21 protein-coding genes are annotated in these 22,138 nt (G+C 72.3%); 13 read left to right on the top strand and 8 right to left on the bottom strand.

Annotated elements, in window-relative coordinates; genetic code table 11:
• The first annotated feature begins 73 nt into the window (after window positions 1–73).
• The 4 genes from ACN20G_RS08070 to ACN20G_RS08055 all read left to right on the top strand — a co-directional run bounded on the left by ACN20G_RS08070 (window position 74) and on the right by ACN20G_RS08055 (window position 2,217).
• The gene (locus ACN20G_RS08070; protein WP_424212051.1) at window positions 74–304 is read left to right on the top strand and encodes a hypothetical protein; all 231 of its coding nucleotides are present in this window, start codon (window positions 74–76) and stop codon (window positions 302–304) included.
• Window positions 301–963: a pilus assembly protein TadG-related protein gene (locus tag ACN20G_RS08065; protein ID WP_424212050.1), complete on the top strand. Its 663-nt coding sequence runs from the start codon at window positions 301–303 to the stop codon at window positions 961–963. Before ACN20G_RS08070 ends, ACN20G_RS08065 begins: the two co-directional genes overlap by 4 nt.
• Before the next feature lie 305 nt (window positions 964–1,268).
• Window positions 1,269–1,568 (top strand): hypothetical protein, encoded by a 300-nt coding sequence (locus tag ACN20G_RS08060; protein ID WP_424212049.1) that lies wholly within the window; start codon window positions 1,269–1,271, stop codon window positions 1,566–1,568.
• Window positions 1,569–1,572: 4 nt separating this feature from the next.
• A complete protein-coding gene (locus tag ACN20G_RS08055; RefSeq protein WP_424212048.1) occupies window positions 1,573–2,217 on the top strand; it encodes an OmpA family protein in 645 nt (214 codons plus the stop codon).
• A 71-nt stretch (window positions 2,218–2,288) separates the two neighbouring features.
• On the opposite strand, the gene ACN20G_RS08050 is transcribed toward ACN20G_RS08055, so the two are convergent.
• The 3 genes from ACN20G_RS08050 to ACN20G_RS08040 form a co-directional block, all read right to left on the bottom strand.
• Window positions 2,289–2,543: a hypothetical protein gene (locus ACN20G_RS08050; RefSeq protein ID WP_424212047.1), complete on the bottom strand. Its 255-nt coding sequence runs from the start codon at window positions 2,541–2,543 to the stop codon at window positions 2,289–2,291.
• A gap of 1 nt (window position 2,544) precedes the next feature.
• Window positions 2,545–3,723, bottom strand: coding sequence for an SGNH/GDSL hydrolase family protein (locus tag ACN20G_RS08045; RefSeq protein WP_424212046.1), 1,179 nt, complete (start codon window positions 3,721–3,723; stop codon window positions 2,545–2,547).
• Between the two features lie 386 nt (window positions 3,724–4,109).
• Entirely contained in the window at window positions 4,110–4,721 is a 612-nt protein-coding gene (locus tag ACN20G_RS08040; RefSeq protein WP_424212045.1) for a TetR/AcrR family transcriptional regulator, read from the bottom strand.
• Between the two features lie 137 nt (window positions 4,722–4,858).
• On the opposite strand from ACN20G_RS08040, the gene ACN20G_RS08035 reads away from it, so the two are divergent.
• From ACN20G_RS08035 to ACN20G_RS08020, 4 genes are all read left to right on the top strand, one after another.
• The gene (locus ACN20G_RS08035; protein ID WP_424212044.1) at window positions 4,859–6,475 is read left to right on the top strand and encodes an MDR family MFS transporter; all 1,617 of its coding nucleotides are present in this window, start codon (window positions 4,859–4,861) and stop codon (window positions 6,473–6,475) included.
• 1,701 nt (window positions 6,476–8,176) lie between these two features.
• Window positions 8,177–9,070, top strand: a complete 894-nt coding sequence (locus ACN20G_RS08030; RefSeq protein WP_424212043.1) for a polysaccharide deacetylase family protein — start codon at window positions 8,177–8,179, stop codon at window positions 9,068–9,070.
• 200 nt (window positions 9,071–9,270) lie between these two features.
• Window positions 9,271–9,597: a nuclear transport factor 2 family protein gene (locus tag ACN20G_RS08025; RefSeq protein ID WP_424212042.1), complete on the top strand. Its 327-nt coding sequence runs from the start codon at window positions 9,271–9,273 to the stop codon at window positions 9,595–9,597.
• A gap of 103 nt (window positions 9,598–9,700) precedes the next feature.
• Window positions 9,701–10,336, top strand: coding sequence for a hypothetical protein (locus ACN20G_RS08020; RefSeq protein WP_424212041.1), 636 nt, complete (start codon window positions 9,701–9,703; stop codon window positions 10,334–10,336).
• A 148-nt stretch (window positions 10,337–10,484) separates the two neighbouring features.
• On the opposite strand, the gene ACN20G_RS08015 is transcribed toward ACN20G_RS08020, so the two are convergent.
• The 3 genes from ACN20G_RS08015 to ACN20G_RS08005 all read right to left on the bottom strand — a co-directional run bounded on the left by ACN20G_RS08015 (window position 10,485) and on the right by ACN20G_RS08005 (window position 13,233).
• On the bottom strand, window positions 10,485–11,768 hold the full coding sequence (locus ACN20G_RS08015; protein WP_424212040.1) for an extracellular solute-binding protein: 1,284 nt from the start codon (window positions 11,766–11,768) through the stop codon (window positions 10,485–10,487).
• 331 nt (window positions 11,769–12,099) lie between these two features.
• Window positions 12,100–12,717: an SMI1/KNR4 family protein gene (locus ACN20G_RS08010; RefSeq protein WP_424212039.1), complete on the bottom strand. Its 618-nt coding sequence runs from the start codon at window positions 12,715–12,717 to the stop codon at window positions 12,100–12,102.
• Window positions 12,718–12,855: 138 nt separating this feature from the next.
• The gene (locus ACN20G_RS08005) at window positions 12,856–13,233 is read right to left on the bottom strand and encodes a DUF192 domain-containing protein (protein ID WP_424215421.1); all 378 of its coding nucleotides are present in this window, start codon (window positions 13,231–13,233) and stop codon (window positions 12,856–12,858) included.
• Between the two features lie 137 nt (window positions 13,234–13,370).
• On the opposite strand from ACN20G_RS08005, the gene ACN20G_RS08000 reads away from it, so the two are divergent.
• Complete coding sequence (locus tag ACN20G_RS08000) at window positions 13,371–14,156, top strand: prepilin peptidase (RefSeq protein WP_424212038.1); 786 nt, start codon at window positions 13,371–13,373, stop codon at window positions 14,154–14,156.
• Window positions 14,157–14,560: 404 nt separating this feature from the next.
• On the opposite strand, the gene mgrA is transcribed toward ACN20G_RS08000, so the two are convergent.
• Entirely contained in the window at window positions 14,561–15,598 is a 1,038-nt protein-coding gene (gene mgrA / locus ACN20G_RS07995) for an L-glyceraldehyde 3-phosphate reductase (protein WP_424212037.1), read from the bottom strand.
• Between the two features lie 124 nt (window positions 15,599–15,722).
• Between mgrA and ACN20G_RS07990 the strand changes: the two genes are divergently transcribed.
• The 3 genes from ACN20G_RS07990 (at window position 15,723) to ACN20G_RS07980 (ending at window position 19,369) form a co-directional block, all read left to right on the top strand.
• Entirely contained in the window at window positions 15,723–16,484 is a 762-nt protein-coding gene (locus ACN20G_RS07990) for an isoprenyl transferase (RefSeq protein ID WP_424212036.1), read from the top strand.
• A gap of 318 nt (window positions 16,485–16,802) precedes the next feature.
• Window positions 16,803–18,119, top strand: a complete 1,317-nt coding sequence (locus tag ACN20G_RS07985; protein ID WP_424212035.1) for a PhoH family protein — start codon at window positions 16,803–16,805, stop codon at window positions 18,117–18,119.
• A gap of 521 nt (window positions 18,120–18,640) precedes the next feature.
• Window positions 18,641–19,369, top strand: coding sequence for a transglycosylase SLT domain-containing protein (locus tag ACN20G_RS07980; RefSeq protein WP_424212034.1), 729 nt, complete (start codon window positions 18,641–18,643; stop codon window positions 19,367–19,369).
• A 93-nt stretch (window positions 19,370–19,462) separates the two neighbouring features.
• On the opposite strand, the gene ACN20G_RS07975 is transcribed toward ACN20G_RS07980, so the two are convergent.
• Complete coding sequence (locus ACN20G_RS07975) at window positions 19,463–20,299, bottom strand: hypothetical protein (RefSeq protein WP_424212033.1); 837 nt, start codon at window positions 20,297–20,299, stop codon at window positions 19,463–19,465.
• Window positions 20,300–20,665: 366 nt separating this feature from the next.
• Between ACN20G_RS07975 and ACN20G_RS07970 the strand changes: the two genes are divergently transcribed.
• Window positions 20,666–22,093: an AI-2E family transporter gene (locus ACN20G_RS07970; protein WP_424212032.1), complete on the top strand. Its 1,428-nt coding sequence runs from the start codon at window positions 20,666–20,668 to the stop codon at window positions 22,091–22,093.
• Window positions 22,094–22,138 lie beyond the last annotated feature (45 nt).

The raw sequence follows: 22,138 nt of genomic DNA, 5'->3' as shown, positions 1-22,138 counted from the left end.
GGACCCTGGGCCCCGCCCCGCCCCGCCCCTAACGTTCCGCACACCACCACCGCCACCGACCGGGGAGGACCCCATGTCCCAGAGCAAGGTGTTGCAGTTCGCCGCCAAGGCCCAACTCCGAGCGAGCCACTGGACCAAAACCGCCCTCACCCCCCGAACCTCGGACCGCGGCCAAACCGCGTTCGAGTACCTGGGCATCATCCTGGTGGTAGTGGTAATCATCGGAGCGATCGTCGGCTCGGGTATTGGAACAGCGATCACCGCGAAGATCACGGAAGCGGTGGACAACATCTCCGCCGGGTGATTTCTCGGAGGCCCTCGAGTGAGGATGGGCAAGCATTTCCGCTCTATATCGGGATGCTTGCCCTTGTCCTGTTCGCGGCCATCGCGGTCTTCGTGGTGGGTCGTGCAGCATTGCTCCGCAGTGACGCGCAAGGGGCTGCCGACGCCGCTGCTCTGGGCGCCGCCACTCGTGCGAGAGAAACCCCCCTGGGGTTGGATTTCTCCACACTCACGTCGGATCAATGGCGAGATTTGGCTTCAGGAAATTTGATCGACGCGATGAGTGCGTGTGCGGGGGCGCGCGAACTGGCCGGCGATAATTCGGCGGAACTCCTCTCGTGCACCACCTCCCGAATGACCTTCAGTGTCGAAGTTAGGACAAGTTCACCGGTAGGGGCTTCAGTGGTCCCTGGGACGTCCGGAAAATATTCGGTTGGTCATGCGACAGCCGAGATCGATCCGAGGTGCTCTTTGGTTCAAGGGCCGCCGCCGACTCAAAACCCGGAACCGACACCGGCGCCATCGCCAAGTACCACAGAGGCGCCGAAAGGAGAACCAGAGGGCGGGCTCGTTAAGTTCTCATGTCGGGGTGATGTTCCAGAAGTCGATTTCGACCCATTGAACCCTATGCCGTGGGATCGACTTGCAGGGCTGCTTTTTGAAGTTCGGTTGACTCGGTGACGTTCGTTTCGGAGGTGCCTTAGGTGCGTCAAAAGTCTGGGATGATTCGGCGATCCACGGCAGGGTTTGCCGTCGCCTGCGCGGTGATTCTTTTGGCTTCTGGGTGCGGTAACGGGAGTGACCCCAAGCCGGAACCTGAAGGCAAAGGGGGCGTCTCGCAGGGAGGGAAGCCTGGCAAGACGGAGCAGGTTGCGCCAGAGCCTGAACCGGCGGTGACGCTGGCGGTTGCCCAAGGCGAGTCAGGGCTGACCTTGTCTGTGAATTCCGCGAAGCGGGACTCCTCGGGTTTCATTACGATCGCCGGGGTGATCAAGAATTCCGGCGCGGGTAAATATTACAAGGTGGCCGCGTGGCGAGGTGACGAAAAGATGGCAGGCGGAAGCTCCGTAGCAGGGGCGACTCTCGTGGACAAGGTCGGGAAGAAGCGGTATTACGTGTTGCGTGACACCGAGCAGCGGTGTCTGTGCACCTCAGGGCTTGTGAGCGTTGATGCAGGGCAAACCCTGCCGTTCTTTGCTCAGTTTCCTGCGCCGCCGGCCACTACCGGTGAGGTGGAGTTTTCGTTGCCTACTTTTGCCACTGCCACCGTGAAGATCTCCGGGTGATGTCATGAGTGTGAAGGTGACGCGGGGGTTGGTCGGGGTGGTTGTGGGGGGGCTTGTGGTGTTCGGGGTGCAGGTTGTGGGGGTGGGGGTGGCCGCTGCGGATGAGCCTGTGCCCGGGGTGTCGGTGCCGCCCGGGACCGAGGCGTCCGCGGCGCCGCCCGTGGCCATCGACTCCAACGCGCCCGGGTTGAAGATCCCGCAGGGCGGGACGCTCGCGCCGCCCAAGGTGTTGGACATCGCCGAGGTCGTCGAGGATCTCGGGGGTGAGCAGCGGCGGCAGGAGACCAATCAGACCGTGATGATGGCACTCCAGGCCGAGGTGTTGTTCCCCGAGGACAGTTCGGTGTTGAACGCGCAGGCGTCCGCCCGTATTCAGGCCATCGGGCAGGAGATCAACAAGTCGAAGGCGACCCGGGTGCGGGTGTTCGGGTTCACCGACGACCAGGGGAGTTACGAGCACGGCAAGGAGCTGTCGAAGAAGCGCGCGGACTCCGTGCAGGTGGAGTTGGCGAAGACCGTGACCGACGGCGGGGTCGTGTTCGACGTGCGCGGGTACAGCGAGGACTATCCGATCGCCGACAACCGGACCGAGGAGGGCCGGAAGAAGAACCGGCGGGTGGAGATCACCTTCCCGCGCGGGTCCGGCTGAGCGGGTGGGTTCTCGGGCGTGCCGCCCCCGTCCCGGCAGGGTGACGGGGGCGTCGCCGTGTCGTCGGCGGGTCAGGGGTGGCGTCGGCGGTGGGGATGGGGGCGGGTGGTGGTGTCGGTGCCTCCGATGACGCGGAGGCGGGGGCGCGGGCCGGGCGGTTCCGGGGCCGGGTCGGCGTCCGGCCCGTCGGGGGCGGTGCGGGGTTCGGTGCCCGGGGGGTCCTCGGGTTGTACGTCGAGGTAGGTGTTGCCGTGTTCGTCGAAGGACATCCGGTACCGGCCCGCGCCCTCGCCCCGGAAGTCGTACTCCCAGACGATGTCGGTCATGTCATGCCCCTCCCGGGTTCGGTCGCGCGCCGAGCCCCGTCAATGCCGTCGTCACGGTGTCGGCCTGGTGGGTCGCGCCGCGCAGGTTCGGGTGGATGAACGTGCAGGTCTCGTCGGGGTGGGAGACGAGCGAGCACTGGTCGGTGGGTGGGTCGGTCTGGTCTCCGGTGCCCGTGAGGCGGTCCTTGATGCCGTACATCCAGCGGTCCGTGTCGGGTGCGCACACCCCGTGGGCGGTGCTGCCCGTGTACGTGTCGACGTATGTGGCGCCACCGGCGGCGGCCGTGTCGCGCAGCAGGGTGTTGAGGCGGCGTTCCTGGCGGTCGAGCCAGGGCAGGTCACCGGTGGTGATCGTGCCCATGCGGCTCCAGTCGCCCCAGGCGCAGCCCTTGGCGTCGGGGACGATCGCCGGGTAGCCCACCACGAGCACCTTCGCGCGGGGTGCCCGAGCGCGGACACGGTCGATGATCGTGCCGAGGTCGGTGCCGAGGGTCGTGAAGCGGGCGTCGAGGTCGGTCCGGGGCGCGCCGCGGTCGTAGTACATCGTGCACGGGCTGCCGGAGCCGAGGGAGCGCAGCCCGCTCTCGACACAGCGACGGACGATGTCCGCGAAGCCGATGGAGTTGCCGCCGATGCCCACGCTCACCCATGCCGCGTCCGCGGCCACCGAGTCGATCTGCGCAGGTCTGGGGGCCCAGCCCGAGGCCGGAGGGGCGGACGGGGGGCCCGCCGGGGAGGGGAGGGGGGCCAGGATTCCCGCGCGTGCCTCCGCTCCCGAGCACGTGACATCCGTCAGTCGGAGGTGGAGTCGACGGGCCGCCTGGCTCGGGTAGTTGTGAAAAGAGCGACCACAACCGTCGATTTCCCAGGGCCTGATGAAGGATCCCGCGCTGTAGGAGTCGCCGAGGGCGACGTAGAGCGGTGGTGGGTCGGCGGGTCGGGCGGTGGGCGGAGAGGAGGAGGCGGGGGCGGTGAGGCCGGTGAGGGCCGTCAGCGTGCCGAGGGTGACGAGTGCCGCGCGGCGCAGGCCCGCGCGGAGCCTGGCGGGGAGGCGGATGCGGGGGGTCGAGCTCGAACGGGTGCCGCGAGAGTCGGGGGCCTCGTGGGTGCCGGGGGTGGTGGAGGTGCTGGACGTGTTGGAGGTGGTGGTGGGACGGGCGGGGTGGGGGGTCGCGTGCACGGCGGGGCCTCTCGGGAGGGCGCCGGACCTGTCCTGCCCGGCGCGGTGTCCCAAAACTAGCCGAGCCGATTACGGAGAGTGATGATTCGGGGGCGGAAACCGCCGGAACGGGTGATGTGGGGGGAGTGGGGGTGACCCCGGTGATCCTTTTCGGCGCGGTGGCGCGGTGGCGCGGTGGCGCGGTGGCGCGGTGGCGCGGTGGCGCGGTGGCGCGGTGGCGCGGTGGCGCGGTGGCGCGGTCGGGTGGTCGGGTGGTGGTGTGGCGTGGCGTGGTGGGGTGTTCGGGTGGGCGTGCGTTCCGGTGCCTCTGCGGCAGGGGCCCGTGGGTGGGCCCCGTTCGTCCGGGTGCCGGGGTGCCGGGGTGCCGGGGTGCCGGGGTGCCTGGGTCAGGCGGCGCCGTGGTGGGCGCGCGTGATCAGGTCGGTGGCGACCTCCAGCGCGGCCTGGCGGGCCTCCTCGGGGTCGGAGCCCTCGATGTGCTGGAGGAACATCATCCCCGCGTGCAGGGTGAACAGGGCGCTCACGCAGCGCACTTGGTCCACTGCCGGCGCGTCGTCGACCCGCAGCAGTTCCACCATCGTGAACAGCCGCTTCTTGATGGTGTCGCCGATGCTGAGGTCGCGGACCGTGGCCTGGTTCTCCTGCATGAAGCGGTACAGGCGGCGTCCCGAGCCCATCGCCTCGCTGTAGCGGCGCAGGATCTCCTGCTTGGTCTCCAGGGTCCGGGGCTGCTGTTCGGCCCAGCGGATGAGGTCGTCGATCGGGCGCGTCTGGTCGTCGAAGACGCCGATCAGGATCTCTTCCTTCGTCTTGAAGTGGTAGTACAGCGCGGCCTTCGTGACGCCGAGCCGTTCCGAGATCTCGCGCAGGGAGGTCTTCTCGTAGCCCTGTTCCGCGAAGAGGTCGAGGGCCACGTCCTGGATCCGTTGCCGCGTGTCGCCCCGGCGGCCCGTGGTGCCCGCGGGGGTGGGGTGTGGGCTGCTGCTGGAGCTGGACATGTCTCTCCCGGAAGGTTGCTTGCTTGACGGCCGGCTAGTAAGGGGTCTACCTTCCCCAGTGTAATGAACTAGCCGGGCGGCAAGTAAGTTCCGCGCCGGTGGCACACGGTACAGGGCGAGGCAGGGGCAGGGCGATCATGGCAGGCACATCAGAGCAGGTCGACGACGTGAAGGGCGGGTCCCGGCCCGGCGCGCGCACCGCGCCGACCGGGACCCCCGAGACCGGAGGGCCCGCGGCGGAGATCGCCCCGGCGCCCCGAAACGTGCGCGTGGTACTCCTCGCGCTCATGATCGCGATGTTGCTCGCGATGCTCGACAACATGATCATCGGCACCGCGATGCCCACGATCGTCGGCGAGCTGGGCGGCCTGGAGCACCTCTCCTGGGTCGTCACCGCCTACACCCTCGCCACCGCCGCCTCCACCCCCATCTGGGGCAAGATCGGCGACATGTACGGGCGCAAGGGCGCCTTCCTCACCTCCATCGTCATCTTCCTGATCGGCTCCGCGACCAGCGGCATGGCCCAGGACATGGGCCAGCTCATCGGCTTCCGCGCCCTCCAGGGCCTCGGCGCCGGCGGCCTCATGGTCGGCGTGATGGCGATCATCGGCGACCTCATCCCGCCCCGTGAGCGCGGCAAGTACCAGGGCATGATGGCCGGCGTGATGGCCCTCGCCATGATCGGCGGCCCCCTCGTCGGCGGCACCATCACCGACCACCTCGGCTGGCGCTGGTCCTTCTACATCAACCTGCCGCTCGGCGCCGTGGCCCTCGCCATGGTCACCGCCGTGCTGCACCTGCCCAAGAAGCGGGCCCGCGGCTCCATCGACTACCTCGGCGCCGGCCTCCTCACCGTCGCGATCACCTCGACCGTCCTCCTCACCACCTGGGGCGGCACCGAGTACGCCTGGGGCTCCGCCGAGATCCTCGGCCTGATCGCCGTCGGCGTCGTCTCCACCGTCGCGTTCATCTGGTCCCAGACCCGCGCCGCCGAGCCGATCATGCCGCTGCACATCTTCCGCAGCCGGAACTTCACGCTCATGTCCGTGATCGGCTTCCTGGTCGGCTTCGCGATGTTCGGCGGGGTGCTCTACCTCCCGCTGTTCCAGCAGTCCGTGCAGGGCGCCTCCGCCACCAACTCCGGCCTGCTGCTCCTGCCGATGCTGCTCTCGATGATGGTCGTCTCGCTGATCGCGGGCCGGATCACCACCAGCAGCGGCAAGTACAAGGTCTTCCCGATCGTCGGCGGCGCGCTGATGGTGGTCGGCCTGTTCCTCCTCGCGCAGATGGACACCGGCACCAGCCGCCTCACCTCCGGCGTCTACATGGCGATCCTCGGCGCCGGCCTGGGCTTCCTGATGCAGATCACCATGCTGGTCGCCCAGAACAGCGTGGAGATGAAGGACATGGGCGTCGCCTCCTCCTCCGCCACCCTGTTCCGCACCCTCGGCGGCTCCTTCGGCGTCGCGCTGATGGGCTCCCTGTTCACCTCCCGGGTGCAGGACGCGATGACGGAGCGGCTCGGCGACGCGGGCGGCAAGGCCACCGGCGCCGGCGCGCAGCTCGACGCCGCGAGCCTGGCCAAGCTCCCCGACGCGGTGCGCGAGGCGTACCAGCACGCGGTGGCCTCCGGCACCCACTCCGCGTTCCTGCTCGGCGCGTGCGTCGCGGTCCTCGGCTTCCTGGCGGCGTGGTTCGTCAAGGAGGTGCCGCTGCGTGGCGCCGGCGGCCCGAAGCCGCCCGTCGAGGTCTGAGACGGCCCGCGCCCCCGAGGTCGCGCCCCCCTTCCCCGCGTCGCCCCCCGCCGGTCCTCCTCCGACCGACGGGGGGCGACGCGTTTCCGCGTCGGGTCACGGACCGGTCGCGACCTGCGGAAGTCGGTTTCCGAACGCCCTGTCAGCCGGCAATATGTGCCAGTCATATGGGGTCACACGTCCGATTCCTCCCCGGCGCGTGCCGGGGCGGCGCGCCGGGAACCTCCTCGCACGGTCGAGGCGTCCTGGTAACGGGACGACGGCCGGGGGATGAGGGGAGAGGTCATGGGGCGGGACGCGGGGACGGAACGCAACGACGGGTCGGTGCCCGAGTCGTGGCGACCGGACGGACCGGCGCCGGACGAGGCGGCCGGGACGCCGGCCGGGGTCTTCGGACCGGCCGCGGACACGGAACCGGCACGGGAGCCGCGGCGGCCGTCCGGTGGGGGAGAGGCGCCGCGGGCCGGCGCCGGGACCGACCCCGAGTCGGACGGGACGGCGCGCGAGGGTGAGGGCGTGGGCGAGGACGAGGCGACGCGGGTGTTCCGCGTCGACCCGGCCGTCCGCGAGGCCGCCGCGCGACGACGGCAGGACGCGGAGGAGCGGGAGGGCCCGCTTCCGGCCGACCGGACCCCCCGGGCCGGCGGTGACGCCGGATCCCTGGACGAGGTCACACGGGTCTTCCGCGCCGCCCTCGCCGACCGCCGCCCCGACCCGGAAGCGAAACCCACCGCCTCCCCGCGCCCCGGAACCGGCGACGCGCCCGCGCGTGCCACCGAGAGCCACGTCCGGCTCGGCAAGGGCGCCGCCGACGGTGACGGCGGTATACGACCGGCTGCGGGCGCCACCGGCCCGCGCGACGTTCCCGCCGAATCACTGCCGGGCCGGCCGGATGAGCCTCAGGCGCCGCCCGTCATACCCGAGCCCCGACCCGAGGCCGCGCCCGAGCCCCCCACCGCCCGCCGCGACCCCTCACGACCGGCCGTACCCGCACCCCGGCCGGCCGGCTCCGACTCCGGCGAACCGGCAGTGCCCGCGCCGCGATCGGCCGACTCCGGGACCAGCCACCCGGTCGTACCCGCACCCCGCTCCGCCGACTCCGAGACCGGCAAACCGGCCGTACCGGCACCCCGGTCGGCCAACTCCGAGCCCGGCGACCCGGTGATGCCCGTGCCGCGATCGGCCGGCGCCCACCCCGGCGCACCGGTCGTGCCGGCGCCTCGCTCCGCTGGCTCCGAGCCCGGCGAACCGGTCGTACCCGCACCCCGCTCCGCCGGGTCCGAGACCGGCGAACCGGTCGTGCCGGCACCTCGGTCGGTCGGCTCCGAGCCCGGCGCACCGGTCGTACCCGCACCCCGCTCCGCCGGGTCCGAGATCGGGCCGGATGCGGGGCCGGCCGGGCCCGTGGTCCGTTCCGCCTCGCCGACCGCGCCCCGCGCGAACCGGCCGTCGGTGTCCCCATCCGCCGGCCCCGGGGCGTCGGACGACGGCACGCCCGCGGTCGCCTCGGCGTCCGAGCCCGTCGCGCGTCCCACCGCCGCCCCGGGCAAGCCGGGCGGGTCCGCCGCGTCGCCCGGTGTGCACGGTGAGCCCGTGGTGCCCCCCGCGCGTTCCGGCGCCGAGGGTGCCGCTCGCCCCGCAGCCGCTCCCGGCAGGCCCGTCGTGCCCCCTGCTCGTCCCGCGCCCGAAGGGGGCGCCGTCGTGGCCGTGCCGCCCGCCGGGCCGCCCGTGCCGCCGGCGCCGGCCGGCAGGCCGTTCGGCGCGGTGGAGCCGGCCCCGCGGCCCGGGCCGTTCTCGGGGGCCCGGGGGCGGATCGCCGTCGTGGCGGCCGCGCTCGCCCTGGCCCTCGTCGCGTGGGCCGTGACCGGGATATCGGACACGGACGGCACCGGCCGCGCCGACCCCGCCGCCGAGGCCCGCCCCAACCGGTCCGGCGCCGCGAAGTCCCCCGAGGCGTCCGCCGAACCGAAGGTCCCCGTGACCATCGCCCACCTCACCGAGGAGGGCGGCAACAGCGTGGCCATCACCATCGACGACGGCCCCGACCCCCGCTACACCCCGCCCATGCTCGACATCCTCAAGGCGCGCGGCGTCAAGGCCGTGTTCTGCATGGTGGGTCCGGCCGCCAAGGCGCACCCGCAGATCGTGAAGCGGATCGTGGCCGAGGGGCACCGGCTCTGCGACCACTCCATGTCCCACGACACCGGCATGGACAAGAAGCCCGTGGACTACCAGCGCAGCCAGATACTCGACGCGCAGAAGTTGATCGAGGAGGCCGCCGGCGGCACCAAGGTGCTGTACTACCGGGCCCCGGGCGGCGCGTTCACGCCCGACAGCCGGCGGATCGCCGCGATCGCCGGGATGCGCCCGCTGGGCTGGAACGTCGACAGCAAGGACTTCACCAAGCCCGGCACCGCCAAGATCGTCTCCACCGTCAAGGGCGAGATCGGCAACGGGCCCACGATCCTGTTCCACGACGGCGGCGGCGACCGCACCCAGACCGTCGCCGCCCTCGCGCAGATCCTGGACTGGTTGAAGGAGACCGGCCGCCCCACCGGCCTTCCGATCGTCACCGCCCCCGAACCGGCCCCCTGAGCCCGCGCCGCCACCGCCTCCCGGCGCCGTCCGACACGCCCGCCCTCACCCGTCCGGGTGAGGGTCGGGGCGGGCGGCCCCGGCACGGTGTTCGCTGGGCACGACGTCACGCGCCGCGGCCCGTCGTGGCCCTCGGCCGTGGCCCCGGCGTCGGCCCCTCCGCGCGCCGGGCCCACCCCCGCCCCGCCCCGGAGGCCCCCGTGCCCATCCCCGCCGACCAGCTCTCCGACCCCGCCGTCCGCGCCTTCGTCGCGGCCGTCAACGCCCAGGACAAGCCCGGGTTCCTGGGCCTGCTGACCCCCGACGCGACCATGTCCGACGACGGCTCCGAGCGCGATCTGCTCCAGTGGGTGGACCGGGAGGTGTTCGGGGTCGGCGGGCACATGGACGTGGTCTCCGAGGGCGACGCCGGCCGCACCCTCGTCGTCGACTACCGCAACGACACCTGGGGTTCGATGCGTACCGCCTGGCGGTTCCACGTCACCCCGCAGGGCCTCGTCGAACGGTTCGAGACCGGCCAGGCATGAGGGCCGCCCGGCCCCGCCCACCGGCCGGGAGCGGCGCGCCCCGTACGAGTGAACGCGCCGGCCGGCTCGTTCCGGCGGGGTGCGGGGTCCCGTTGGTCCCGGCATGAACCGCACCCCGCGCATCGCCGCCCTCGCCCTTCTGACGGCCTCGGCCCTGCTGTGCCCGGCCACGCTCGGCACGGCCGGGGCGGCCGAGGGCGCCCACTTCCTCCAGGACCCGGCCGGTGACGAGAAGCAGATGCGGAGCGTCTGGACCGAGGACGACGCCCACAAGGTCGAGGGCCGGCTCCGCTTCCACCCCGCCATCACGTACAAGACGGTGCCCGCCAAGGGCCCTGCCGGCGCCCCCGAGTTCGAGACCCGCAAGGCCGACCCCAAGACCCTCGCCTGGATGCCCGAGTTCGAGTTCGGCTGGGCCGTGTCCGACTCCGCCGTGCTGAAGAAGGCCGTCACCACCAAGACCGACGGGCACCCCATCGTGCTGTGGGCGGCCCTGCGCGGCCCCGACGGCAAGACCGCCGCCACCGTCACCGACCGGGCCGAGAACCGGGCCGCGACCGGCAAGCTGCGGCTGCCCGGCGGCAAGAAGGTGGCCTGCGACTCCGGCGAGTACACCGTGGAATGGAAGGTGACCCGCACCGGCTACACCTCGGTGGGCGGCTCCCTGCGGTGGAACGCGAGCTGCGAGAACCACCGGATCGCGTTCTCCCCCGACACCGGCAAGGTCAAGGTCGGCTGAACCGGGGCCGGCCGGGCCCCGCGGGCCCGTTCACGCGCACGGCCCGTTCACGCGCACGGGGCCGGGACGGGCGACGCACGCCCCTCCCGGCCCCGGCCGCGCCCCGGCCGCGCCCCCTCGGGCCCGGCCCCCGTCCGCCCCCGTCCGCTCAGTTCGCCGCGGCCTCGCCGCGCGCCTTCGCGGCGATCTCCTCCAGCACCGCCTTCGGGTTGCCCGTCGGGGCCACCGCCCGCCCGATGTTCCGCTTGAGGGTGTCGCTGACGGTCACCCACGACGGGTCGTTCACGGGGTACAGCTGCGCGCCCCGCAGCGCGGTCAGGAACTGCTCGTCGGTGGCGGTCTGCGTCGTGTTGCCCCCCGGCCCCGAGCGGGACGCGGAGGTCGTGGACGGCAGCAGGTGGTAGCGGCCCGCGAAGTCCGAGAGGTTCTTGTCCTGGTACAGGAAGTCGAGGAACCCGCCGATTTGCTCGCGGTGCCCGTTGGCCTTGAAGGCCATCATCCAGTCGGCCACGCCCACGGTCGGCGCCTTCTGGCCCGCCATCGCGTCGGAGACCGGCATCTCGACCGTGCCGACCTTGATGCCCTTCTGCTGGGCCGCGTAGGCCAGTGACGGGTAGCCGTTGACCATGCCGACCTCGCCCCGCAGGAACGCCGCGAACGCGTCCTTGCGGTTGAGTTCCGCGGGCGGGGTCGGGCCGACCAGGCCCGGCTTGACGAGGTTGTCGCGGATCCACGTGAACGTGTCCACGTTCTGCTCGGAGGCCAGGCTGTAGTTGCCCGCCCCGTCCACGTACCCGCCGCCGTTGCTGAGCTCCCAGATCATCGCCTCCGCGTGCGCCTCCTCGGGCCCCAGCGGCAGCGCGTACGGGTAGGTGACGCCCTTCTCCTTCAGCGCCGCGGCCGCCGCCTTCAACGCCGACCAGGTCTTCGGCGCGGCGATACCGGCCTTCGTGAACAGGTCCTCGTTGTAGAAAAGCAGTCGGCTGCTCGCCACGAAAGGCAGCCCGTACAGATGGTTGTCGATGGTGCCGGCCTCGGCGAGCGGGGCGAGGAAGTTCGCCTCCGCGGTCACCGACAGGAGTTCCTCGGACGAGTAGAGCAGGCCGTCGCCGGCGAAGTCCGAGTAACTGCCCATGAGGGCCATGTCCGGGGATTCCCCCTTCTTCACCATGGCGGTCACGGTGCGGTCCACATCCGCCCACGGCACGAGTTTCACCTCGACCTTGATCCCCGGATTGGCCTTGGTGAACTCGCCCGTGACCTTGTCCCAGAAAGCCTTGGAACTGGTGGCCGGCGTGTCCCCGTATTCGGCGGCCACGAGTCGCAGCGTCGCGTCCCCGGTCTGCTCGCTCTCGCCGGAACAGCCGGCGAGCGGAATCAGCAGGCCGAGGACGACCGCGCCGGCGGTCGGTCCGAAGAATTTGTGTCGCACAGCTTCCCCAGTGTTTCGTCGAAACCCGATGTCGGGTGGTTCCTCGGGGGGCTCGTACTGTCCCGGGTTCGAGCCGCCGGCCGAAATTCTCTCCCGAAAAAGGGGTGATTGATTCCGGTGCCGGCACACTTGTGGGCAATGATCCAAGCGCGGTTATTCGCAGTGGTGTCTTCCGATATGAGCGTTCCACAGTGGACGCGCGTAGAAGCGAGGAATGCCCGATTGTTGGGCACATGTCGGAGGTTCAAGATCGTCCACCCGTCGGACGTCGTGCCGGCCGGCCCGCGCGGCCCCGACCGCCCCGGGGGCCGAAATCACCCCCTCGGCGGCCTCAGCCCGTGAACTCGCCCGCGTACGGGTCCGGCTCGCCGGTCTCCGGGTTCAGCCCCTCCCGCCACCGCCGCTGGGCGGTCCGCCAGTGCACGAACACCGACGGCCCCTCGTCCCAGAAGGTCAGCCCCACCGGGCTCACGTCGAACTCGTCCGCGCACAGTCGCCGCAGGAACTCCACCATCCCGTAGGGGTACACCGCGAACCCGTCCGCGGCCTCCCGCCCACAGACCAGAACCGGCCACCGGTCCGGGTCGGGGTCGGTGGTCAGCCAGCACAGCACGTCCGCCGCGCTCGTCACCCCCCAGGCCAGGATCGACTCCGGGTCCACGTCCAGGGCCGCCCGGCCGCCCAGCCCCTCCCAGCGGGCCCGCGCGTTCGCCGTCTCCTCCACCATGTCCGCCGGGTCCCACTGGAGGCCCTGCGTGGGCAACGGCACCAGCACCGTCGCCTCCCCGTTGATCGTGCCCCCGCCCCAGCGGCCCATGAAGGCCACGTAGTCCGCCGGCAGCCGGGTCCCCCAGACCCTCGCCACCCGCTCCCAGTCCACGGCCTCGTCGGCCCCGTGCACCGCCGGCACGAGCCGCTCCAACGCCGTGACCCGCACGTCCTGCGACATCCCGCACCCCCGCCGCTCACTCGACCCGCGCCCGCCGACCGTCCGGGCGCCCAACCGCACCAACCTACTCCCTCTCCGGCGGGCCCCGAAGAGCCGAGGCCGCCCGACGCACCCCGACGCACCCGACGCGCGCCCGACTCACCCCGGGTCCGGCTCCAGGGCCACCGTGACCCCCGACCGCAACCCCCAGCCCGCCATCGCCCCCGCCGCCGCCTCCAGCACGTGCCGCGACCGGGGCCTCGGCAGCCCCAGCCGCCCCGGCACCATCGTCCGCACCGCCAGCACCCGCAGCCCGCGGTCCAGATAGGCCACGTCCAGCGCGAAGCCCATCCCGAAGGTGTGCACGCTGCCGGCCGGGGTCAACACCATCGCCCCCTCGATCCCCGTGCGCCCCAACAGTCCCCGGGTCCGCGCCCGGTACGAGGCCGCGATCTCCAGCGGCACCCGGACCCCCGGCCCGCCGTCCGCCCCCGGCACCCACAACACGCCCCGCCCGTCCCGCCACGCCCGTCCCACCGCGACCACCCCGATCCCCACGCGTCCACGACCCCCGGGCCGGCGGCCGGCCCGAACCGGTCCCGCCGGCCCGGTCGACCCGCCCTTGGGCCCCCGGGCCCATGACCGCGTCGATCGGCGCAGCCTACGGTCTGCCCATGCCGCCGTTCATCCCCCTCGCCGTCCCCGATCCCCTGCCCGGCCTCGGGGCGGTCCTCGCGGCCGGCGCCTACGGGGCGCTCGCCGGTCTGCTCCTCGTGCCCCGCGCGGCCCACCGGCTCGCCGTGGAACCCGAGACCCCCTGGCGCGCCGACTGCCCCGCCGGCCACCCCCTCACCGGCCCCGCCGCCGGCTGGTTCGGCCGCGCCCGCTGCCCCGCCTGCCCCCGGGACCGCGCCCGCTACGGCCCCGCCCCGGTCCGCACCGCCCTCGGCACCGCCCTGCTCTGCGCCCTCCTGGCCGCCGCGATCGGCCCCCGCCCCGAACTCCTCGCCTACGTCACGCTCGCCCCCGTGCTCGTCCTGCTCACCCTCGTGGACCGGGCCGTGCGCCGGCTGCCCGATCTGCTCACCCTCCCCCTCGCCGCCGCGCTGCTGCTCCTGCTCGGCCTCGCCGCCCCCCTCCCGGCCGCCGCCGGGGCCTGGAGCGGGGCCCTGCTGGGCGGTCTCGCGCTCGCCGCCGGCTACCTGCTGTTGCACGTCGTCAACCCGGCGGGACTGGGCTTCGGCGACGTCAAATTGGCGCTCCCCCTCGGGGTCGCTCTTGGGTGGTACGGGTGGGGGGTATGGGCCCTGGGGGGCTTCCTGGGCTTCCTCTACGGGGCCGGATACGGGCTTTCCCTGGTCACACGGGGTCGCGCGGGCCGGCGGACCGCCTTCGCCTTCGGCCCCTTCATGGTCGCCGGCGCCCTCACCGGGGTGCTCCTCGGCGCACTCGCGAGCTGAACACGCCGCGCGGGTGCGCGCGGCACGCTTTACGAAGGGTTATGGTGGAACCCCCCCCTCGGGCCGGTCCGTATCCCCCCCACGGACCGGCCCGTTTTTCCTTTCCCCGCGCCGGCCCGGCCCCCCGTCCCACTCAGCGGACGAACGCGCAGGTCAGGGACGGGCCCCTCGTGAGGACGCCGTCCCGAGCGCGGTCCGGGGCCGCGCACGAGCCCCCGCGCCACTCCCTGCGAGCCCCCGCACGCACCCCGCCCGCCCGTCACGGGCCGTCACGTCCCGGACCGCACCCGTCACGAACGGACCCGATCCGGGACGCGCCCGCCCCGCGCCGCGATCTTTTTGCCCGATCCGGACCGGGACGTGACCGGGGCTCGACGTCGAGCCCCGGCCGGGACCGCTCGGAATCAGCCCCGCTGGGCCCAGATGTTGGTGCCGGGCGTGGACACGGCGAAGGAGTCGATCTCCTTCAGCTCCGCCTCCGTCAGCGGCTCCGCGCCCAGCGCGGCCACGTTCTCCTCGACCTGTCGCACGCTGGACGCGCCGATCAGCGCCGAGGTCATCCGCGGGTCGCGCAGCACCCAGCTGAGCGCGAGCTGCGCCAGCGACTGCCCGCGCCGCGCCGCGATCTCGTTCAGGCCGCGCAGCCGGCGCAGCACCTCCTCCGACAGCAGGTCCGGGTCGAGGGACTTGCCCTGCGTGGCCCGCGAGCCCTCCGGGATGCCCTGGAGGTACTTGCCGGTCAGCAGCCCCTGCGCCAGCGGCACGAAGGCGATGCAGCCCATGCCCGCCGCCTCCAGGGTGTCGAGCAGCCCGTCCTCCTCCGTCCAGCGGTTGATCATGGAGTAGGAGGGCTGGTGGATCAGCGGGCGCACGCCCATGTCGGTGAGGATCCGCACGGCCTCGGCGGTCTGCTCCGCCGTGTACGAGGACACCCCCACGTACAGCGCCTTGCCCTGTTGTACGGCGGACGCCAGGGCGCCCATCGTCTCCTCCAGCGGAGTCTCCGGGTCGAAGCGGTGCGAATAGAAGACGTCGACGTAGTCGAGCCCCATCCGCTTCAGGGAATTGTCGAGGGAACCGAGCAGGTATTTCCGGCTTCCCCACTCCCCGTAAGGGCCCGGGTGCATCAGGTAACCGGCCTTCGTGGAGATGACCAGTTCCTCGCGGTAGGGCGCGAAGTCGCTCGCGAGCAGTTTCCCGAAGTTCGTCTCGGCCGAACCGGGCGGCGGCCCGTAGTTGTTCGCCAGGTCGAAGTGGGTCACGCCCAGGTCGAAGGCCCGGCGCAGGATCGCGCGCTGCGAGTCCAACGCCCGGTCGTCGCCGAAGTTGTGCCACAGGCCCAGCGAGATCGCCGGCAGCTTCAGCCCGCTGCGCCCGGTGCGCCGGTACTCCATCGCGTCGTATCGGGTGTCGGCCGCCCGATAGGGATTGTTATCAGTCACGTTGTCCTCCCTATCACGGACTTGTGACAGACCGAGTTGGGTACCGCCGCGCAAGGCGCAGTAATGTGACGGACTCGGGGGATCGCAGAACGTACAGGGCCATTGCCGGAGGGGCTGGAAGATCGTGAAGCTGCGTGACCTGGTGTACAGGCTGTACGCACGCCGGGTGGAGGGTCGCCTGGACCACGCCGCGGTTCCCCGCCACATCGGCGTCATCCTCGACGGAAACCGACGGTGGGCCAAGGCGTCGGGCGGGACCACGGTGCAGGGGCACCAGGCGGGTGCCGCCAAGATCCACGAGATGCTCGGCTGGTGCGACGAGACCGACGTCCGCGTCGTCACCCTGTGGATGCTCTCCACGGACAACCTCGACCGGCCCGAGAAGGAACTGACCCCGCTGCTGGCGATCATCGAGGACACCGTGCGCGGCCTCGCCGCCGACGGCCGGTGGCGCGTGCACCACGTGGGCAACCTCGACATCCTGCCCTCGCACACCCAGACGGTGCTCAAGGAGGCCGAGGAGGCCACCTTGGACCGCACCGGGATACTCGTGAACGTCGCGGTCGGCTACGGCGGCCGGCAGGAGATCGCGGACGCCGTCCGCTCGCTGCTCCTGGAACACGCCGAGAAGGGCACCTCCTTCGAGGAACTGGCCGACACCCTCGACATCGAGCACATCGCCGAGCACCTGTACACGCGCGGCCAGCCCGACCCCGACCTCGTGATCCGCACCAGCGGCGAGCAGCGGCTGTCCGGGTTCATGCTCTGGCAGACCGCGCACACGGAGTTCTACTTCTGCGAGGTGTTCTGGCCGGCCTTCCGCAAGGTCGACTTCCTGCGGGCGTTGCGCGACTACGCCGCCCGGCACCGCCGCTACGGCAGCTGAGCCCCTCGGACCCGCTCCCCTCGGCGGTTCCCCCTCGGCCGGCGACCGGCCATCCGGGATTCACCCGGCGTGCGTCCGATGCCCCGGCATGGCTTTGGATGTTCGAGGGCATACCCCAAGCAGGTCGATGCCCGAACCACGGGTGTCGCATCTCAGCGGACGACACAGGGTCGTCCGCCCGGGAGGCCCTTTGCACCACCAGGACGCTCGTGCGGTACAGGCGGAGTTCAGTGGAGGGCCGGTACACGGCCCTGGCATGGGGTCGATGACCGGTCCGGTCTTCATGGCCCGACCTCTTCCGAGGGGGTACGTCCTTCCGTGGTGACCAGCACAAAGCGCCGCCTGCCCGACAGGCGGACCTACGTCCTCGACACCAGTGTCCTGCTGGCCGATCCTTCGGCGATCTCGCGGTTCGACGAGCACGAGGTCGTGCTCCCGATCGTGGTGATCACCGAGCTGGAGGCCAAGCGGCACCATCCCGAACTCGGCTACTTCGCCCGGCAGGCCCTGCGGCAGCTGGACGACTTCCGGGTCCGGTTCGGTCGCCTCGACGCCCCGATCCCCATCGGCGATCTCGGCGGGACCCTGCGGGTCGAACTCAACCACTCGGACCCGGGCATCCTGCCCGCCGGCTTCCGGCTCGGGGACAACGACTCGCGGATCCTCGCGGTCGCCCGGAACCTGCAGGCCGAGGGCTACGACGTCACGGTGGTCTCGAAGGACCTTCCCCTGCGCATCAAGGCGTCCTCGGTGGGCCTGTTGGCCGAGGAGTACCGCGCGGAACTCGCCATCACCGAGGCCGGCTGGACCGGCATGAGCGAGTTGGCCCTCTCCGGGGAACAGGTCGACCTGCTGTACTCGCAGGAGCGGCTGTACGTGCCGGAGGCGGCGGAACTGCCCGTGCACACCGGGCTCGTCATCCAGTCCGAGCGCGGCAAGGCGCTGGGCCGGGTCACCGCCGACGGCAACGTCCGGCTGGTGCGCGGCGACCGCGAGGCGTTCGGCCTGCACGGGCGCAGCGCCGAGCAGCGGATCGCCCTGGACATCCTCCTCGACCAGGAGGTCGGGATCGTGTCCATGGGCGGCCGGGCGGGCACCGGCAAGTCGGCGCTGGCCCTGTGCGCGGGCCTGGAGGCGGTGCTGGAGCGCCGTCAGCACCAGAAGGTGATGGTGTTCCGTCCCCTGTACGCGGTCGGCGGGCAGGAGCTCGGCTACCTGCCGGGCACCGAGGCCGAGAAGATGGGCCCGTGGGCGCAGGCCGTGTTCGACACCCTCTCGTCGGTGGCCGGTCGGGAGGTCATCGAGGAGGTGCTGGGGCGGGGCATGTTGGAGGTGCTGCCGCTGACGCACATCCGGGGCCGGTCCCTGCACGACGCGTTCGTCATCGTGGACGAGGCGCAGTCGCTGGAGCGGAACGTGCTGCTGACCGTGCTGTCCCGGATCGGGTCCAACAGCCGGGTCGTGCTCACCCACGACGTGGCGCAGCGGGACAACCTGCGGGTCGGTCGGTACGACGGGGTGGTGGCCGTGGTCGAGAAGCTGAAGGGCCATCCGCTGTTCGCGCACGTCACGCTGACCCGCTCGGAGCGCTCGCCGATCGCGGCGCTGGTGACGGAGATGCTGGAGACGCTGTGAGGCATTGAGCGCGGGCCGGTCGGCGCGCGCGGGCGCGTGTCGCGGTGCGGGGGCGGCGGTCCCGTCCCCGCGCCGGGCACGGCCCTCGGTCCCGGGGGCCGTGCCGTCGGTCCCGGCCCTTGGTCCCCAAGAGGGGCGTAAGGGGAGGAAGTTGGACGCCGTCCGGGCAAGGCGGGCAAGCCTAGCCGGGCGGCGTTCCCTTGCACAGGGTTTCGCGTGGAACAACGGCTTCCGCGCTGCTGTGAGCTTTCCCACGCAACGGGGAATTGCCGTGCGGCGTCGAGGTCCGGCTAGAGTCTGTTCTCCGTCAGGCCCCGCATACGGCACAGTCGTACCCACAACTGCACAGTCGTTCGCCGTATGCCGCCCGTTCAGCACCACGCGGCACTCCCGTTCGTCGGGGGTCGCCCACGGGCCCGTGCCTTCCGTGACCCGCGCGACGCGTGGGGGAGGCCAGCGTTGACAGGGGCACTCTCGCGCCGGCGAGGTCACCGCCGCTGACGCTGCTGGAAGGACACCGTGTGAGCCGGATCTCGGTCCGGGGGCTCGCCGTGGCATCTGCCACCGCGGTCACCACTGTCGGAGCCGTCGTCGGTGTCGCCACGGGCGACCCCCAGAACGCGGACGACCTCCAGGCGACGGCATCCGGTGCCACGCTGCTGGCGGATCTCCCGGTCGGCGGCCAGGTCGGCGTGCAGAACTCCTCGCTGACGCAGCAGGCCGACTCCATCGCCTCCCGCGCGGACGCAGACCAGCGCCGTTCCGTCGCCGAGGCCGCGCGCGTCCAGGCGGCCCAGGACGCCAAGGACAAGAAGGCCGCGGCGGTCGAGGAGAAGGAGAAGGCGGACGCCGAGGCCAAGAAGAAGGCCGAGGAGGAACGCGAGAAGGAGAAGGACGAGGAGGTCGCCAGCCGGTCGGCATCCCGCGACGCCGGCTCCTTCCCGGAGCAGTCCTCGTACAGCGTCGCCGAGGTGCAGGCCATAGCGCGGCAGATCGTGCCCTCGGGCCAGTTCCAGTGCTTCTCCAACATCGTGGACCACGAGTCCACGTGGAACTACAAGGCCGTCAACGCCTCCTCCGGCGCCTACGGCCTGGTGCAGGCGCTGCCGGGCACGAAGATGGCCTCGGCCGGTGCCGACTGGCGCACCAACCCGGCCACCCAGATCAAGTGGGGCCTGAACTACATGAACGAGCGCTACGGCAGCCCGTGCGACGCGTGGAGCTTCTGGCAGGCCAACAACTGGTACTAGCCGTACCGGTCGTACCCGGCTCGTGAACGGCGTCCGCACCCCCTCGGGGGCCGCGGGCGCCGTCGCGCGTTTCGGGGGCCGGGCGTCGGCGGGCTACGGGGCGTTCGGCTCGGGGCAGACGCGGCCGGCGTCGATCTGCGCGCCCGTCACGGGTCCGGCCTCGGTCCACCAGCGGTCCGGGCCGAGCTTCATGGCGCGCACCTCGTCGACGGAGAACTCGACGGCGCCGAGCGGCTCGCGCTTCTCCCGGAAGTACGTGACCACCTCGGCCCGCAGGTGCTCGGGCAGCGGGTCCGGCGCGGCGCCGGACGGGGCGGTGCCGTACGCGGTCGGGGTCCACAGCGGGAGGGCGCCGGTCCTGGCCCCGGCCGTGACGGGATCGTCGGCCTGCCAGAGGGCGTCCTCGGCGGAGCCGTCGCGGTCCCACACCTCGATCCGCAGCGGCGGGTACTGCGCGCAGACCGGGCTGCGGACGGTGATCCGGTCCCCGTCCACCCGGACCCCGGCCGGCGGGGGCGCCGCCGACCCGTACGGATCCGACATGGCGCGCACCATGCCGAACGCGAGGACCACCGCCGCGACCCCGTACAGGGACAACCGGGCCACCACGAAGCCCAGGGCGATCCGACGCACCCGCGCGGTGCGGGCGCGGGCGGCCGTGAGGTGGGTGGCGAACACGCCGCCGATCAGGAGGGCCCCGAAGACGAGCCACGCGGGCACCCCGGGCAGCGGCCCGTCCCAGGGGACGTCCTCCGGGCCGCCCGGCCACAGCCAGGCGGCCAGGGCCGCCGCCACCCACACGCCGATGCCGAACGCGGGGATGGTGGCGAGCACGTCGAGCACGAGGAGGACGGTCCAGCCGGTGGACAGGGGTCCGGGCGGGCGTTCGTCCGCCGGTTCGGGCGGCGGGGGTGGTGCGGACGGCGGCACGGGGGACTCCCTGCGGGCGGGGTCACGGGCCGTGCGGGGCCGGTGACGCGGTGGCGGTGCCCCATCATCGGCGACCGCGCGGGCCGGGCCTCGGGCGGGGTCCGGCCCCGGGGTCGGCACGCGACCGGCGCGTGCTCGGCGTGCGTTCGGCGTCCGGTCGGCGGACGCTCGCACGTGTGGTCCGGGGGCTCCGCGCGGGAATGGCGGGGGCCGGGCGGGGCAGACGCCTGGGGCGACCCGTGCTCAACCCTCGCGGTCGCCGGCTCGTCCTACGGGGCGTGGCCGGCACGCGTGTACGGTCGACGGGGCGCCCGAGGGACCGAAGGGCGCCGCACGGAGCAGGGTGGGGGAGAGGGAACAGAGGACATGGCGAGGACGACGGGCTGGGCGGGGCGCTTGGCCGCCCGATTGAACCGGGTGGAGGAGCGGCTGGCGCACCGTCGGGCGGAGGTGGAGGCCGGGACGGCGGAGACCGTGCTCGGTGACGGTCCGCCCGAGGACGCTCCCCCGAACACCGTCGGCCCCCCGGGGCAGGGACCGGTCGGGGCGGCGCAGCCTCCCGCGCCGGTCCCCGTCGTCGTCACCCCCGCCGTGACCGTGCCGCCGGGCCGGCCCGAGCCGGTGACCGTGGTGCCGTGGGGCATGCGGGTCGCGGCCGAGGTGAGCTGGCGGCTGTTGCTGCTCGCGGGGATGCTGTGGGTGCTGATGCGGGTGATCAGCGAGGTGCGGCTGGTGGTGCTGGCGTTCGCGGCGGCCCTGCTCGTCACGGCCCTGCTCCAGCCCCTGGTGGTGCGCCTGCGAAGGGCCGGGCTGCCCCGCGGCCTGGCGACCGCGTTGACCGCGATCCTCGGCTTCGTGGCGATCGGCCTGGTCGGCTGGTTCGTGGTCTGGCAGGTGATGGACAACCTCGACGATCTGTCCGACCGCGTGAAGGACGGCATCAACGAGCTGAAGGTGTGGGCGCTGGACAGCCCGTTCCACGTCACCGAGAAGCAGATCAACGACATCGCCAAGAACCTCACCGAGACCATCGGCTCCAACACCGACGAGATCACCTCGGCCGGGTTGCAGGGCGTCACGGTCATGGTGGAGCTGCTGACCGGAATCCTGCTCGCGATGTTCTCCACCCTCTTCCTGCTCTACGACGGCCGGAAGATCTGGGGCTGGGTGCTGGGCCTGGTGCCGGCGGCGGCGCGCGAGGGCGTGGCGGGCGCGGGTCCGCGCGCGTGGCGCACGTTGACGGCGTACGTGCGCGGCACGGTCATCGTGGCCCTCATCGACGCGATCTTCATCGGGTTGGGGATCTACTTCCTCGACGTGCCGATGGCGGTCCCGCTGGCCGTGTTCATCTTCCTCTTCGCGTTCATCCCGCTCGTGGGCGCGGTGGTCTCGGGAGCGTTGGCGGTGGTGGTCGCGCTGGTCACGCAGGGCGTGTTCACGGCGCTGATGGTGCTGGTGGTCGTGCTGGCGGTGCAGCAGATCGAGGGGCACGTGCTCCAGCCGTTCATCCTGGGCCGGGCGGTGCGCGTGCACCCCTTGGCGGTGGTCCTCGCGGTCGCGGCCGGCGGCATGATCGCGGGCATCGGCGGGGCGGTGGTGGCGGTGCCGCTGGTCGCCGTGACGAACACCGTGGTCGGCTACCTGAAGGCGTATTCGACGGAACGTCGGCTGGCGGGCGAGCAACCGGAGGGCGCGGCCGGGCCGGGACCGCACGGGGCCACGGCCCTGGGCGAGGACCCCGTGCCGTCCCCGACGCCCTCCCCGACACCCCCACCGCCGGCGTCCGAGCGCTGAGAACCCTGGTGGCGGACCCCGCCCCACTGTCATGATCACCGGCAG

Origin of the sequence: Streptomyces dryopteridis (assembly GCF_049606955.1) — a bacterium.
Classification (GTDB): Bacteria; Actinomycetota; Actinomycetes; order Streptomycetales; family Streptomycetaceae; genus Streptomyces.
This window is presented reverse-complemented; position numbering and strand designations above follow the sequence as displayed.

Excerpts from the sequence above, each read along its gene's own strand:
- ACN20G_RS08070 (WP_424212051.1), top strand. The coding sequence starts at position 74 with ATGTCCCAGAGCAAGGTGTTGCAGTTCGCCGCCAAGGCCCAACTCCGA.
- ACN20G_RS08055 (WP_424212048.1), top strand. The coding sequence starts at position 1,573 with ATGAGTGTGAAGGTGACGCGGGGGTTGGTCGGGGTGGTTGTGGGGGGG.
- ACN20G_RS08050 (WP_424212047.1), bottom strand. The coding sequence starts at position 2,543 with ATGACCGACATCGTCTGGGAGTACGACTTCCGGGGCGAGGGCGCGGGC.
- ACN20G_RS08040 (WP_424212045.1), bottom strand. The coding sequence starts at position 4,721 with ATGTCCAGCTCCAGCAGCAGCCCACACCCCACCCCCGCGGGCACCACG.
- ACN20G_RS08035 (WP_424212044.1), top strand. The coding sequence starts at position 4,859 with ATGGCAGGCACATCAGAGCAGGTCGACGACGTGAAGGGCGGGTCCCGG.
- ACN20G_RS08020 (WP_424212041.1), top strand. The coding sequence starts at position 9,701 with ATGAACCGCACCCCGCGCATCGCCGCCCTCGCCCTTCTGACGGCCTCG.
- ACN20G_RS08010 (WP_424212039.1), bottom strand. The coding sequence starts at position 12,717 with ATGTCGCAGGACGTGCGGGTCACGGCGTTGGAGCGGCTCGTGCCGGCG.
- ACN20G_RS08000 (WP_424212038.1), top strand. The coding sequence starts at position 13,371 with ATGCCGCCGTTCATCCCCCTCGCCGTCCCCGATCCCCTGCCCGGCCTC.
- ACN20G_RS07970 (WP_424212032.1), top strand. The coding sequence starts at position 20,666 with ATGGCGAGGACGACGGGCTGGGCGGGGCGCTTGGCCGCCCGATTGAAC.